Origin of the sequence: Posidoniimonas corsicana, from assembly GCF_007859765.1 — a bacterium.
Classification (GTDB): Bacteria; Planctomycetota; Planctomycetia; order Pirellulales; family Lacipirellulaceae; genus Posidoniimonas; species Posidoniimonas corsicana.
The window spans coordinates 158715-172301 of record NZ_SIHJ01000001.1; the positions used below are offsets into that span (position 1 = coordinate 158715).

Consider the following 13587-nt stretch of genomic DNA (forward strand, 5'->3'; position numbering starts at 1 on the left):
GTAGGGCACGGCGGAGACAAGTTCGCGTTGTACAGAGCGGACCCGCATTCGCAGGAAGACGGCTTCAGTTGGTCGAACACGTATAGTTGCATATGCGCAGCTGGCTAGATATGGAGCAGATCGAAGGCGAGGGCAGCCACACGTACCTTGCTGGGAAGAAACATATTGCATCAGTCCCCATAACGGTAGAAATGACCACGAGGGCAACGAGAGCTTAAACAGCGGCGATAGCTATGATGTCGCAAGTTGGGCGGCAGTCCAGCTGCCGACGACACTCCTTGTCTAGTGCAGCACACCGCATTTCGCAATGCCCATACTTCGAGACTGTGTACGAACTATTGCGATGGGCTATCGCACATCTATAAAGGTTTGAGGTATTACTTGCAACTCACACAAACACTGGGATTCTGTGCGACGACGCGGTCCAAGAACAGCCCTAGAGCAGTACGAGCGTTTAGCGACACTAATCGTACGAACGCTTGGCGCATTGGCGTCGGTGCTTCGAGATGCTCACATTGCCTAGGCAAGCAGATTTTCATTGGACCTACTGCGGGACAGCGATCCCTGCCGAACTGATCTTGGTGCTTGTGGCTCTCAATTTGCCCAATGCGGATCATGCGGCTTTGCACCGGAGCACTCAAAGATCACCTAAGGTAAGATAAAGATGGCAACAACGCTCGGCGTCATTTACGGGAATCGGGATTTTTTCCCCGATCATTTGATAACTGCAGCGCGGCAAGAGTGCACGGAGCTCTTCCAGCGATTCAGTATCAATATGGTCGCGTTACAGGAGTCCGACTCTAAACTTGGCGGAGTTGAGACTCATTCCGACGCCCGTAAGTGCGCAGACCTTTTCAGGAAGTATCGTGAGGCCATCGACGGCGTGTTGATCGTGTTGCCGAACTTCGGCGACGAGAAGGGCGTTGCCGACACGCTGAAATTGGCGAACTTGAACGTGCCCGTCTTGGTTCAGGCGTATCCTGACGAGCTCGACAAGCTCAGCCCGGACTTGCGGCGTGACGCGTTCTGCGGCAAGATTTCCGTTTGCAACAATCTGTATCAAGCGGGCATCAGATACTCTCTCACCAACCAGCACACGGTGCGGCCCTCGAGCGATTCATTCCGCAAAGACCTATCGAAGTTCTTGGCAGTTTGCCGGGTTGTCAATGGCTTACGTGGAGCGAGGCTTGGTGCTGTGGGGGCTCGCCCAGGGGCGTTCAACACGGTTCGCTACAGCGAAAAACTGCTGGAGCGACATGGCGTCAGCGTAACGACCGTCGACCTGTCGGAGTTCCTCGCCCAGGTGGAGAAGATGAAGTCCGACGACGCCGAGGTGCAACGGAAGGTTGGTGAAATCACCTCCTACGCGTCGGCTCGAAACGTACCGCCAGAGCCATTGATCCAAATGGCCAAGCTGGCGTTAGTCCTCGGCCGCTGGATGGACGACAACGCTCTAGACGCCACGGCAATCCAATGCTGGACCTCGATGCAGCAGAATTTTGGCTGCAACATATGCACTGTCATGAGCATGATGAGCCAGAAATTCATGCCCAGCGCCTGCGAAGTTGACGTCACAGGCGTTCTGACCATGTACGCCATGCAGTTGGCAGGTGACTCGCCCAGCGCCCTGGTGGACTGGAACAACAATTATGCCGACGACCCTGACAAGTGCGTGCTGTTTCACTGTGGCAACTGGGCCAAATCCTTTTTGCACGACATTGAGATCTCGACGGCCCCTATCCTGGGCACGATTGTCGGCGTCGAGAACACCTACGGCGCCCTCGCCGGGCGCACCCCAGCGGGGCCGCTGACCTACGGACGGCTAACGACCGATGACGCCGCGGGCAAGATTCGTGCCTACGTCGGGAACGGCGCATTGACCGCCGATGAATTGACGACGTTCGGCAATCGCGCCGTTGCGCGAGTGCCGAATCTGAAGGAGCTTCTTCGGCATGTCTGTTCCCAGGGTTATGAACATCACGTGGTAATGAATCAATCTCACTCGGCGGATGCGCTCGAAGAAGCGTTCTCCAACTACATGGGCTGGGAAGTCTACCATCACGGAAGAATGATCGATGCTTAGCGAACTATCCTTAGAATTGAAATCGTGGCAATATCGCCGGCGAATCCTTGAGATTATTAAGACTGCCGGGGCGGGGCACACGGCCGGAAGCCTTTCCTGCGTCGACATTCTCAACGTACTGTACAACTGCGTGTTGAATGTCTCCCCCGCTAACATTAACGATCCGAACCGAGACCGCTACTTGCAGAGCAAAGGTCACTCGGTAGAAGCGTTGTTCGTCGTGCTAGCCGAACAGGGGTTCTATGATAACAATGAACTCGAGACGCTCTGTCGCTATCAGTCTCACTTTGTGGGACACCCAACCCGTAAGATCCCTGGAATCGAGCAAAACACCGGCGCATTGGGGCACGGACTGCCAATCGCCGTCGGCATGGCGAAAGCCGCACAGCTCGACGGGGCCAACTACCGCGTCTTTACCCTGCTGGGAGACGGCGAACTCGCGGAAGGATCCAATTGGGAAGCGGCAATGCTGGCCGCGCACTATCGTCTCGACAGCCTCACGGCGATAGTCGACTATAACACATTGCAGATTACTGGCCGTACGTCGGAGGTTTGCGACAATTCACCGATCGACGAGAAGTTTACGGCCTTCGGGTGGAATGTCAAAGTCATGGACGGCCACGCCTTTGGGGAGATGCGGGAGACCTTGGCAGAAGCTCCCGTGCTCGGAAAGCCAACCGCTGTGATTGCGAAAACCCTGAAAGGCAAAGGCGTGAGTTTTATGGAAGACGCGGTCAAGTGGCACCATGGCGTACCCAACGACGATGAATATGCAAAGGCCCTTGCCGAAATCGATTCAGCAATTACTTCGCTGGAGGTCGTGGTATGAGCGCATCCGCTCCTGAACTATTCAGCCCTGCCGCGACAGATTTGATCGAACAGCACGGATACAGCATAGGCCAACCCAACCTTGTTGCGTTTGCCGAAACGCTGCTAGAGTTGGCTCGCGCGAACTCAAACATTCTAGCAGTGACTAGCGATTCGCGTGGTTCTGGCAAGATCTCAGGCCTCGGCGTCGAACTTCCGAATCAGATTGTCGAAGTCGGCATCGCAGAGCAGAATTTAGTCGGCGTGTCGGCCGGGTTGGCGTCTTGCGGCAAAGTTGTGTACGCGGTTTCGCCAAGCTGCTTTCTAACGGCGCGGGCCCTTGAACAGATCAAGAACGACGTTTGCTATTCGGACAACCCGGTAAAACTGATCGGCATCAGCGCCGGGGTCAGCTATGGCGCCCTCGGCACGACGCACCATTCGCTGCATGACCTGTCCGCATTGCGAGCCATCAACAACATCGACATCGTTGTGCCTGCCGACAACTTTGAGACGCAGCAAGTCATTCGTCAGGCGGCGGAGCGGACATCGCCGATCTACATTCGATTTGGCAAGGCGCCCATGGTGACGCTGCCCCGCGTTCAACCAGGGTTTCAGATTGGCGAAGCGTCGGTCATTCGCGATGGCGGCGATGTGGCGTTCATCGCTACTGGCGAGACCGTCGTGCATTGCCTGTTGGCCGCCGATAAGTTGGTGGATCAGGGGCTGAACTGCCGAGTCATCAGCATGCACACCGTCAAACCGCTTGACAAAGACGCGTTGTTCGAAGCAGCAGACCGCTGCCAGGCGATCGTGACGGTTGAAGAGCACATGGTCAACGGGGGCCTGGGTGAAGCGTGTGCTAGGATGCTGCTGGAGTCTGGGCGACATACTCCTTTCCGTGCGGTTGGCATTCCTGACGAGTACACGGTAACCGGCAGTCAGTCGGACATTTTTCGACACTACGGCATCTCGATGGAAGGGCTTGTGCAAACGGCTACGCAACTTTTGGAGCGGGTTCACTAGAGCTTCCCTCGAGATACGACTCCCCAATGTTGCTCAGTATCGACCAAAGCACGTCCGCCACGAAGGCGATTATCTTCAGCCAGCGAGGCGAGCTGCTCGCCAAGGCTTCGCGTGCACACGAACAGATTTACCCCCAGCCAGGCTGGGTCGAACACAACGCCAACGAGATCTGGGTAAACACACTGCGTGTCATTGCCGAGTTGGCTAAAGAACAACCCCATCTCGTTGGCGAAGTGCAGTTTCTCAGTATTTCCGATCAGCGAGAAACCGCTGTCGTTTTCGATCGACTTACCGGTCAACCACTTCTCAATGCAATCGTCTGGCAATGCCGCCGCGGTGCCGAGATTTGCGAACGCTTGGCCAGCGCCGGACACGGCGACTACGTCAAACGCACGACTGGCCTAAAGCTCGACCCTTATTTCTCTGCCTCGAAGTGGAATTGGGCTATCGAGAATCTACCCCGCATCGCCGAACAATTGCAGGACGGTTCGGCAGTGGTTGGCACCGTCGACACCTACCTTATTCATCGGTTGACCCAGGGAGACGTCTTCGCAACCGACGTGACAAACGCGTCTCGCACGCTGCTGTTCGACATCCACAAAATGCAATGGGATCCCAACCTGTGCGAGCTGTTCTGCGTGCCGATGCGGGCTTTGCCAAAGGTACTCGATTCCTCAGCGGAATTTGGGCAGACAGACGCAGCCGGTGCTTGGCCCAGTAGAATCCCCATCCGCGGGGTCATGGGAGACTCCCAGGCGTCGCTTTTCGCACTAGGGTGCCACCAGGTCGGCGACGCCAAAGTGACGTTCGGCACAGGCTCGAGCCTGCTGTTGAACACTGGCAGCGAATGCCGAGCCGAGACCCAGGGAACAGTGATTACTCTGGCATGGTCGCATAAGGGGCAGCCGACCTACTGCCTCGAAGGAATTGTGAACTACTCGGCCGCGACGCTGGAGTGGCTTAAGAACCAACTGCGGCTTATCGAGACGGTGGGCGAGTCGGCTGAGCTGGCTAAATCCGTCCCCGACAACGGCGGCGTCTACCTAGTGCCGGCGTTTGCCGGGTTGAGCGCACCATACTGGAAGCCGGACGCCCGCGCCGCTCTGGTGGGCATGTCGGCCCATACCACCAAAGCTCACGTCGTGCGGGCCGCATTAGAAGCGATTGCCTATCAGATTCGTGACGCACTGGACATGATGCGCCAGGAAGCTGGCGTCGCGCCGAAGCTGATCCGGGCCGATGGCGGAGGTGTAAGCAACGAATTCCTGATGCAGTTCACTGCGGACATACTGCAGGTGCCATTGCAGACCTGCGAGGTCAACGAGTCCTCTCCCCTGGGAGCTGCGTTATGCGGCGCACTGGGAGGCGGCGTGCTAGCCGACATTGACGCCGTGAGCGCGTGCGTTAAACCATCCACCACCTTTCAGCCACAGATGGAACCTGCCACGTCCGACGCGCTCTACAAGGGCTGGAAGGACGCGGTGCGCCGAGCACTGTGATTCGAACTGGACAAAATAAGATGCAAACGAATAGGCAGAGTTACGGGGCGTTCATCGCGTTGATCGTCGTCGCAGTCCTGGGCTGCGGTACGCCCAAGGAAAAACCCGCGGAGCCGGCCGCGCAACCGTCCTCGACCGCTGGCACTAGGGCTAAGAAGATCGCGGTCATTGTCTCAACCCAGAACAATCCGTGGTTCGTTGTCCTCGGCAACACGGCCAGCGAGCGCGCGAAGGAGTTGGGCTACGAGACCACCGTCTTGGACTCGCAGAACGATACGGCCAAGGAAGCCGACCACATCGACAACGTCATCGCCGCTGATTATGCCGCGATTCTGTTGAATCCCACGGACGCCAAGGGATCGATCGCCGCCGTTCGACGGGCCACGGAGGCTGGCATTCCCGTATTTTGCATCGACCGCGAGATCGACGCCACCGACGCGGCCACCGCCCAGTTGATCTCGGATAATTACAGTGGCTGCACCGAGCTCGGCAGGTATTTTGTCGAGCAGGTTGGCGATACCGGCAAATACGTCGAACTGTTAGGGCAGGTGGGCGACAATAACACCTGGAATCGATCCAAGGGATTCCACAGCGTTGTAGACCGCTACGACGGATTGGTAATGGTCGCTCAGCAGACCGCCGAGTTCGATCGCACCAAGGCCCTAGAGGTCATGGAGACTATCCTCCAGTCGGAAGATGAAATCGACGCGGTCTTCTGTGGCAACGATGCGATGGCCATGGGCGCCTACCAGGCGCTGCTGTCCGCCGGCAAGGCCGAAGAGGTGAAAGTCTTCGGCTACGACGGTTCAGAGGACGTGGTCAAGTCGATCCGCGACGGCAAGATCACGGCCACGGTTATGCAATATCCCAAGCTCATTGCTCGGACGGCGGCGGAATTCGCAATCGAGTATTTAGCCAACGGGAAGCGTGACTTTGAACAAAAAATCCCAGTAAACGTCGACTTGGTAACTCAAGAGAATATTTCCGATTTCACTGGCTACGGGAAGAAAAACTAGTGGTGTCACGCAGGCGACTAATAGGATTCATTGTTGCGCTGGTGGTGGGCTGCGTCGGATGCTGGTACTTTCCGCTGTTTCACGTACAACACATCGGCGTAATGGCCAAGATCGACAAAGCCGCCAAGGTCTCGTCAGGCGAGTCAGGGCCGCTCGACGCCGCGGACTACGTGGACGCGATTTGGAACAGTCCCCTCCGCAGCGGGGGCGCGGGCGCCGAGATCATCGGGCTGTGGGAAGGCTACCAATCCAACGCGGCGGCGGCACAAAAGGAGTTTGGCCGACAGGTAGGGATCGGCGGCCCCTGGTATTTTTGCGTACGCGGTCAGGGTACCGTTGAGTCCGTCGAAGGCGACCGGGTGTTGGTTCGCGTCAGAGACAGCCCGCGGCGAGCGTGTCTCGAATTGGGGACTCTCGTCGGTAGCACGGTTCGCGACGCCGTGGGTGCGAAGGCGAGTGACTTCACCAACTCCCAGGACTTCAACGCGATTGCGGCGGCATTGAATCGGCGCGTTGAAGAAGAGGTTATCGCACCAAATCGCGAAGCCCTGCAGCCGGGCGTCACGCTCGACTTCGTAGGCTGTGCCAAGATCAGTCGCAAATCGGATCTGGACCCGTTGTGCCTCATTCCAATTCGTCTGAGAATTCGCGATAGCGGGGGGACCAGCGTCAATGCGCCGGACGCTGTGGATGGGCTGGCGCCACTATGACGCACGAACACGCAGAATCCCCTATCGTGCTGGCAGGGGAGGCCATCACCAAGAAGTATCCCGGCGTACTCGCGCTGGACCAAGTCGACTTCGCGGTACGAAGAGGCGAGGTCCATGGCCTGATCGGCGAGAACGGTGCCGGCAAGTCCACGCTGATGCAGATCCTCGCGGGAGCTCAGAGTCCGGACGGCGGGGTCATCCGGATCAACGGGAAGCCGATTTCCTTCGCAAACCCTCGGAAGGCACTAGACCACGGCATCGCCCTGGTCTATCAAGAGTTGAATCTAGTACCCCATATGACCGTTGCCGAGAACATCTTTCTCGGGCGAGAGCTCGTCTCGCACAGCGGCTTCGTGCGGTCGGCGGATCAAATCCGCCAATGCAAAGAGTTGCTGGCCGCTCTAGACGAGACGATCGATCCCTGTATTGAGGTGGGACGTCTTCGCGTTGGCCAGCAGCAGGTCGTGGAGATCGCCAAAGCGATCATCTCCGACGCTCGCGTGATCTTCATGGACGAGCCAACTTCAGCGCTCAGCGATCACGAGGCCGAGACCCTGTTCAAGATGATTCGGTCGCTCCGCCAGTCAGGCGTTTCGATCGTTTACGTATCCCACAAGCTCAACGAACTGCTCGACATCTGCGAGCGGATCACCGTCCTGCGAGACGGCAAGTACGTCGACACGCTAGACGCCGCGACCGCGGACCGCGACACCATCGTGCGGCTGATGGTGGGCCGCCAGTTGGACGCGCAGTACGTCCACTCGCCCATTGCCGCCGACGCCGGCGTATATCTGAAGGTGGAATCACTTACATTGCTCGACGGCAAGGCCCGACGGCGCGTTGTGGACGACGTGTCGTTCTCGGTCCGCATCGGCGAGGTCTTTGGCGTCTTCGGCTTGATGGGCGCGGGCCGAACCGAAATGCTGGAGGCGCTGTTCGGGCTGCATCCCGCCCGCACATCTGGAACGCTTACGATCGATGGCGTCCGTTGCGCGATCAAGTCGCCGGCACACGCAATCCGCAACGGGCTTGGACTCGTGCCCGAAGATCGCAAGCATCAAGGTCTGGTGCTAGGGATGAGTGTCGAGCATAACATCAGCCTGTCGGTCTTGCCGACAATGGAAACGACTCTGCTACTCCGCAAAGGCCGCGAGAGCAACCTCGCTCAAGGGTTTGTCAGTCGGTTTTCGATTCGCACTCCAACCATCGCGCAGCGTGTCGGTTCCCTGAGCGGCGGCAATCAACAGAAGGTCGTTCTATCGAAGGTGCTGTCGACTCGCCCCCAAGTGCTTATGCTCGACGAGCCGACCCGCGGCATCGACGTCAACGCCAAGCGTGAGATTTACGCCCTGATAGATCAAGCCAAACGTGGGGGGATGGCGGTCTTAGTCGTTTCCTCGGAGTTGCCAGAATTGCTCGGCATTGCAGATCGCATCATGGTGCTGTGCGAAGGGCGAAAGACAGGTCAGTTCGACCGTGACGAAGCGAATGAAGTGGATCTGCTGCGCGCGGCGGTGCCTTGCGAGGCCCAAACCGCTGCGTTGCTGTGATGGGCCCTAGTCGGCCGACGGCCTTTAGATTCGTAAACCTTTAAAATTGTTGTAACATGCTGGAAACGGCAAGTACCTGCACTGCCGACCATGAATATGCGCGAAGAATCGAAATTATGGTCCATTGCCAGCCGCTTTCAATCGCTGCTCGTCTTGGTCTTAATGATTGTGGCTATGAGCCTCTTGTCCGACCGGTTCCTAACCGCCGCAAACGGATGGAACATCATGCGGCAGATTTCGGTGAACGTCTGCCTATCGATCGGTATGACGTTAGTGATACTGTCCGGCGGCATCGATCTCTCAGTGGGGTCAATCCTTGGCTTGTCCGGCGCGATCACCGCGGGGCTGATCAAGTACCCAGTTCCTTTCCAGGCGTTGGGCGTCGAACTTCAGTTCACAACCTTCGGCGCCGTCGTGGCCGGGATGGTCGTTGGGTTGGCGCTCGGCTGCTTCAATGGCCAGATGATCACGCGGCTCAAGATCCCGCCCTTCGTAGCAACGCTGGGCATGCTTAGTATTGCCCGTGGGCTGACCATGCTGTGGACCAAAGGCTTCCCCATTACAAGCCTGGGCAATGGCCTGTCACGCATCGGCACAGGGTACGTGATGGGAGTGCCGACCCCCGTGTGGATCGTCGGGATTCTTGTAGCGGCGTTCGCGATTATCACGAAGAAAACTCGCCTGGGTCGCTATATCTACGCTGTCGGCGGGAATGAAAAAACCGCACAACTCTCGGGCCTAAACGTCAATCGTATTAAAGTTATTGTCTACACGCTAGCGGGAATCCTCTCCGCGATTGCAGGCCTGATCGTGACGTCGCGTTTGGACTCGGCCCAACCCAAGGCCGGCGAAGGATACGAGCTGGACAGTATCGCCGCGGTTGTCATCGGCGGCACGTCTCTCTCCGGCGGGCGAGGCACCATCATCGGCACCGTGATTGGCTGTCTAATCATTGGCGTACTTAATAGCGGGCTGGTCCTGTTGGGCGTGTCCCCCTTCTGGCAGCAAGTTGTCAAAGGCGGAGTAATCCTGCTCGCGGTCGCAATTGATCGGTTGCGTGATACAAGTGACTGAGGCGAATGTTGCAGAACGTGCTTGATGGGCCCATCGAGGTGAAGAGCTTGCTCCCCAAGTCGCTACCAGGCCACTATCGCGGGTCAAGACACGAACCAACGTGGCGCCATTATCTCCGTAACCCCTCACCCACCTGAAGCGACGGCGGCTGGGATTTCTGGCAATCGTCCGATCGCGGCGTAGTTCTTGACGGCTTCGGTGAGGGCGTGGAGCGGGTTGCTTCCGCGTCGCTTGAGGGTCCGCAGGACGGTCATGAGGACGGCCTGGGTGTGGGCACCGGAGGGGCTGGCGTTCTGGTAGGAGTTCTTGCGTATCTGCACGGCGGGCCGGACCTCGCGTTCGGCGTGGTTGTTGGTGGGGTCGACGTCGTCGTGCCAGAGGAAGGTGAACAGCTCGCCGGCGTGCTTGCCGATCCGCTTGGCGAGCCGCCGGGCGTCGGGCGACTCCCAGTCTTCCTGGGCCAGACGCAGCGCGCGGCCCTCCAGCCGGAAGATGCGGTCCTCGTACGCGGGCTCGTCGAGCGCGTCCCGCTCGACACGCAGCGTGCAGGCGTCCTTGAACAGCCGCCGCACGCGGCGGCCGAAGCGCTGCCAGTCGTCCTTGGTCGGCGCCTTCGGCGCGTCGAGCTCGCGCAGCAGGTGCGCCCAGCACTTCTGCTTGTCGCCCGCGTCGACCGCGTGGTAGGCCGAGAAGAAGTCGGTGATCAGCGTGCCGGTGAACTCCTCGGTAAAGAACTTCTGCAGCGCCGGCGAGCCGCGGGACTTGTCGATCTGGTAGAAGGTCAACTGGTTGTTCGTGAAGCACCACAGCCAGTGCGTCTGGCCGTTGACCCGCCAGCCGGTCTCGTCCGCGTGCAGCACGGCCGACAGCAGGGCTTCCTGCTGGAGTTGCTCGTACCACCCGAGCAGTAGTGACGCGAGCCGCTTCCACATCTCGCACAGGCCGCCCTCGGAGAGCCTGGTAGTGTCCGTCAAGATGCGCACATAGTTTTTGGCGTTCCCCTGGCTTGGTAGTGGGGGAGCGTCCCGCAACACCCCCACAGGTGTTGCGCGGACGCCTCCGTTGGTTCACTCACTCGAGGTACGGGTTGGGTCTCCGCTATTTTGCGCGCGATTTTGAGATGATTCTCGGTCGTGCTCCACCAGGCGGCTCATGTCGAGGTACTTGCGGGCGCCCCACTTGCCGCCGGCCACGTGCCGCAGCCGGGCGGCCACCAGCATCAGGGCGCTGTTGCCGTCGGGGAACGCCCCGACGACGCGGGTCCGGCGGCGGATCTCCCGCATCAGCCGCTCCAGGCCGTTGTTGGTCCGCAGACGCGTCCAGTGCTCGCGGGGGTACGCCATGTAGCTGAGCGTCTCGCCGACGCCCTCCTCGACGCAGCGGGCCGCCTTGGCGAGCCTCATCGCCCGCAGCTTCTCGTACACCGGCGTCGACGACGACGGCGCGTGCGGCGAGGCCGCCCGGGCCGCCAACGCCAGCAGCACGAACTTCACCTCGTCTCGGCTTCGGTCGAGCAGCCGCTCCGCGTCCGCCTCAGAGAACTCACCCCGACGGATCGACTCAACGACCGTCGACAACTCGCTCGGTTCGCTTTGTGAAACTGCCATCCCTATGGCATAGCCGATGGCGCCAAAGGGCGCAAGTCGAGTTCACGTGGGTGAGGCGTTACTTATCTCCTTCTTCGACGAAATGGGCTTTAGAGCTGACACACCTGTATGCAACACGGTGCGGTGCTAATGAGACCAAGCTATAGTGACCGACGCGATCCGCTGAGCGTCATCGACGCAGTTCCCTGTAGCCGACCCGCACACTCGGCGGCGGCCGCCGCACCGACGCGAGAGTAGAAAAGTCTGTTTAGGCGGCTCCTGCGCATCGAGGCAAGACTTTCTCGGCAAAGCTAAGCCGAGGTTAGCATACCGTGAGTTGGGCTCGCAATGCCGGGAGAACATCGGTCAACTGACTGGTAGCTTAGACATAGCACCAACATTGGCCTGCCTTCTGTCTTTCCCGCAGTCAGCCTAACGCACAAGTGCCGAAGCCGGCACTAAATCTTATGACCGCAGCCAACCGCAGATTGTCGTGCCCTTCGTCACGGCTTACAGCCAGAGTCTGCAATAATGGAGGCCTAGGCATGAGCGGATTCCTACTTACGATACCCATGGTGTTGATACTCATGGGAGCTTCCCAAACGCTCGCATCAGAGCCCGGCGCGTCCACCTATCGTGGCGACGCAGGACTGGTCAGGAATGGTGACTCCAGCAACTATCAGCTAGCCCAACAAGCTTACCGCAACGTCAGGCAGGGTGCGAACACCGGAGCGTACTGGTCAACGGCTGCGAGCCAGGGTCCGTCTGTCAGCCACAGTGATGTGACAGGAGTGCAGCCGGCAATCGCCGTGTCGGCCACGCAAAGGTCAAGCGGCAAAGGAAGAGCTAACGGCCGGCCGCGCATTGTCGTTACGACAGATGGCGAGATCGATGATGAGTGCTCCATGGTCCGCTTCTTGTTGTACGCCAACGAGTGGGACATAGAAGCCATCGTGACGTCGAGTTCGCAGTACCATTGGCAAGGCCACGAGTGGGCAGGAGATAACTGGCTGGATCCGTACTTAGAAGGGTACGCGGAGGTCTATTCGAATCTTGTGAAGCATGACCCGGCGTATCCCACGCCAGCCTACCTGCTGGAACGCACTAAGATGGGGAACGTCAAAGCCGAAGGCGAGATGGAGGAAGTCACGGAGGGGTCAAAGCTGATCGTCAAGATCTTGCTAGATGATTCTGATGATAGGCCTGTCTGGTTGCAGGCGTGGGGCGGCACCAACACGATTGCGCGGTCTCTCAAGACTATCGAAGACGAGCACCCGGAGCGGATGGCCGAAGTCGCCGCCAAGATCAGGCTCTACTGCATCTTCGAGCAGGACTCGACATTCCAGGATTACATTCTGCCTCACTGGGGCAAGCATAACATCACGGCAATTATTTCCGATCAGTTCGAAGCGATTGCATATCGATGGAAGAAGATCCAACCCAAGGAGCACCACAAGTACTTCGCCGCTCCCTGGATGAAGGAAAACATCCTGAACAGCCATGGGCCTCTCTGTGCATTGTACAAGTCGCACGCAACGGACGACGACGGGTTCGACAAGGGTGACTTTCGCTCCGAAGGCGACTCGCCTGCGTTCTTGCACAATGTTATGACAGGGCTACGCGGCATGGAGTCGCCCGACTGGGGCGGCTGGGGAGGTCGATTTGTTCGGGTTCGTGACAACACTTGGATGGATCCGGCGCCGTACGATGGCTACGAGCATCCGAAGGGGCGATACTTCCGCGAAACGTGCTGGGGCAGGCTGAGCATCAACAGCGGGATCACTTCGCACAATGACCCGCGCATGCTGAAGTTCTTCAAGCCCGCTTGGCGATGGTCGGTAGCTCAGCAGAACGACTGGGCCGGCCGAGCCGATTGGTGTGTTAAGCCATACGCAGAAGCAAATCATCCTCCCGTGGTGAAACTCAAGCACAGCGTCGATCTGAAGGCTAGCCCAGGCTCCAAGGTTCAGTTGAGCGCACAAGGAACTAGTGATCCTGACGGCGATAAGCTGGCGTATCACTGGTGGCAGTACGAAGAAGCTGACACGTACGGCGGGGTGGTTGAGATTCTCGCCGCGAAAGAACGCGATGCGTCGTTTGTAGTGCCAGAAGATGCGAAGGGAAGCACCATACACGCTGTTTGCGAGGTGACGGACGCAGGGTCCCCGCCGCTAACCAGGTACCAACGAGTTGTAGTCGAAACCGGGCAGTAAGTGTCAATCGGGCAAGTGGGGTG

The 13587-nt window shown here is 58.8% G+C and carries 10 protein-coding genes and 1 pseudogene; 9 read left to right on the forward strand and 2 right to left on the reverse strand.

The genetic code is table 11. The annotated features are described in order from the left end of the window. Nucleotides 1–664: 664 nt before the first annotated feature. The 8 genes from KOR34_RS00645 to KOR34_RS00680 all read left to right on the forward strand — a co-directional run bounded on the left by KOR34_RS00645 (nucleotide 665) and on the right by KOR34_RS00680 (nucleotide 9765). The gene (locus tag KOR34_RS00645) at nucleotides 665–2083 is read left to right on the forward strand and encodes an L-fucose/L-arabinose isomerase family protein (protein ID WP_146561263.1); all 1419 of its coding nucleotides are present in this window, start codon (nucleotides 665–667) and stop codon (nucleotides 2081–2083) included. Continuing rightward, a complete protein-coding gene (locus KOR34_RS00650; protein ID WP_146561265.1) occupies nucleotides 2076–2912 on the forward strand; it encodes a transketolase in 837 nt (278 codons plus the stop codon). The genes KOR34_RS00645 and KOR34_RS00650 overlap by 8 nt, the downstream gene beginning before the upstream one ends. Beyond that, a complete protein-coding gene (locus KOR34_RS00655) occupies nucleotides 2909–3916 on the forward strand; it encodes a transketolase family protein (RefSeq protein WP_146561267.1) in 1008 nt (335 codons plus the stop codon). The genes KOR34_RS00650 and KOR34_RS00655 overlap by 4 nt, the downstream gene beginning before the upstream one ends. A 26-nt stretch (nucleotides 3917–3942) precedes the next feature. Next, entirely contained in the window at nucleotides 3943–5415 is a 1473-nt protein-coding gene (locus tag KOR34_RS00660) for an FGGY-family carbohydrate kinase (RefSeq protein ID WP_146561269.1), read from the forward strand. Nucleotides 5416–5435: 20 nt separating this feature from the next. Next, the gene (locus KOR34_RS00665; RefSeq protein WP_146561270.1) at nucleotides 5436–6431 is read left to right on the forward strand and encodes a D-ribose ABC transporter substrate-binding protein; all 996 of its coding nucleotides are present in this window, start codon (nucleotides 5436–5438) and stop codon (nucleotides 6429–6431) included. A 101-nt stretch (nucleotides 6432–6532) separates the two neighbouring features. Next, nucleotides 6533–7141: a DUF2291 family protein gene (locus KOR34_RS00670; protein WP_146561272.1), complete on the forward strand. Its 609-nt coding sequence runs from the start codon at nucleotides 6533–6535 to the stop codon at nucleotides 7139–7141. Further along, complete coding sequence (locus KOR34_RS00675; RefSeq protein ID WP_146561274.1) at nucleotides 7138–8691, forward strand: sugar ABC transporter ATP-binding protein; 1554 nt, start codon at nucleotides 7138–7140, stop codon at nucleotides 8689–8691. The genes KOR34_RS00670 and KOR34_RS00675 overlap by 4 nt, the downstream gene beginning before the upstream one ends. A gap of 90 nt (nucleotides 8692–8781) precedes the next feature. Continuing rightward, a complete protein-coding gene (locus KOR34_RS00680) occupies nucleotides 8782–9765 on the forward strand; it encodes an ABC transporter permease (RefSeq protein ID WP_146561275.1) in 984 nt (327 codons plus the stop codon). Between the two features lie 125 nt (nucleotides 9766–9890). Here KOR34_RS00680 and tnpC read toward each other — a convergent pair whose 3' ends face one another. Together tnpC and KOR34_RS00690 are read right to left on the reverse strand one after the other, a co-directional pair. Then, a complete protein-coding gene (gene tnpC / locus KOR34_RS00685) occupies nucleotides 9891–10739 on the reverse strand; it encodes an IS66 family transposase (RefSeq protein ID WP_146561277.1) in 849 nt (282 codons plus the stop codon). A 93-nt stretch (nucleotides 10740–10832) separates the two neighbouring features. After that, nucleotides 10833–11189: pseudogene (locus tag KOR34_RS00690) on the reverse strand (transposase); the annotation flags it as partial. Nucleotides 11190–11896: 707 nt separating this feature from the next. Here KOR34_RS00690 and KOR34_RS00695 point away from each other — a divergent pair. After that, complete coding sequence (locus KOR34_RS00695) at nucleotides 11897–13564, forward strand: DUF1593 domain-containing protein (RefSeq protein ID WP_228714450.1); 1668 nt, start codon at nucleotides 11897–11899, stop codon at nucleotides 13562–13564. Nucleotides 13565–13587 lie beyond the last annotated feature (23 nt).

Bases quoted from the DNA above. Each gene is read 5' to 3' on its own strand.
- KOR34_RS00645 (WP_146561263.1), top strand. From the start codon at position 665: ATGGCAACAACGCTCGGCGTCATTTACGGGAATCGGGATTTTTTCCCC.
- KOR34_RS00650 (WP_146561265.1), top strand. From the start codon at position 2,076: ATGCTTAGCGAACTATCCTTAGAATTGAAATCGTGGCAATATCGCCGG.
- KOR34_RS00655 (WP_146561267.1), top strand. From the start codon at position 2,909: ATGAGCGCATCCGCTCCTGAACTATTCAGCCCTGCCGCGACAGATTTG.
- KOR34_RS00660 (WP_146561269.1), top strand. From the start codon at position 3,943: ATGTTGCTCAGTATCGACCAAAGCACGTCCGCCACGAAGGCGATTATC.
- KOR34_RS00665 (WP_146561270.1), top strand. From the start codon at position 5,436: ATGCAAACGAATAGGCAGAGTTACGGGGCGTTCATCGCGTTGATCGTC.
- KOR34_RS00670 (WP_146561272.1), top strand. From the start codon at position 6,533: ATGGCCAAGATCGACAAAGCCGCCAAGGTCTCGTCAGGCGAGTCAGGG.
- KOR34_RS00675 (WP_146561274.1), top strand. From the start codon at position 7,138: ATGACGCACGAACACGCAGAATCCCCTATCGTGCTGGCAGGGGAGGCC.
- KOR34_RS00680 (WP_146561275.1), top strand. From the start codon at position 8,782: ATGAATATGCGCGAAGAATCGAAATTATGGTCCATTGCCAGCCGCTTT.
- KOR34_RS00695 (WP_228714450.1), top strand. From the start codon at position 11,897: ATGAGCGGATTCCTACTTACGATACCCATGGTGTTGATACTCATGGGA.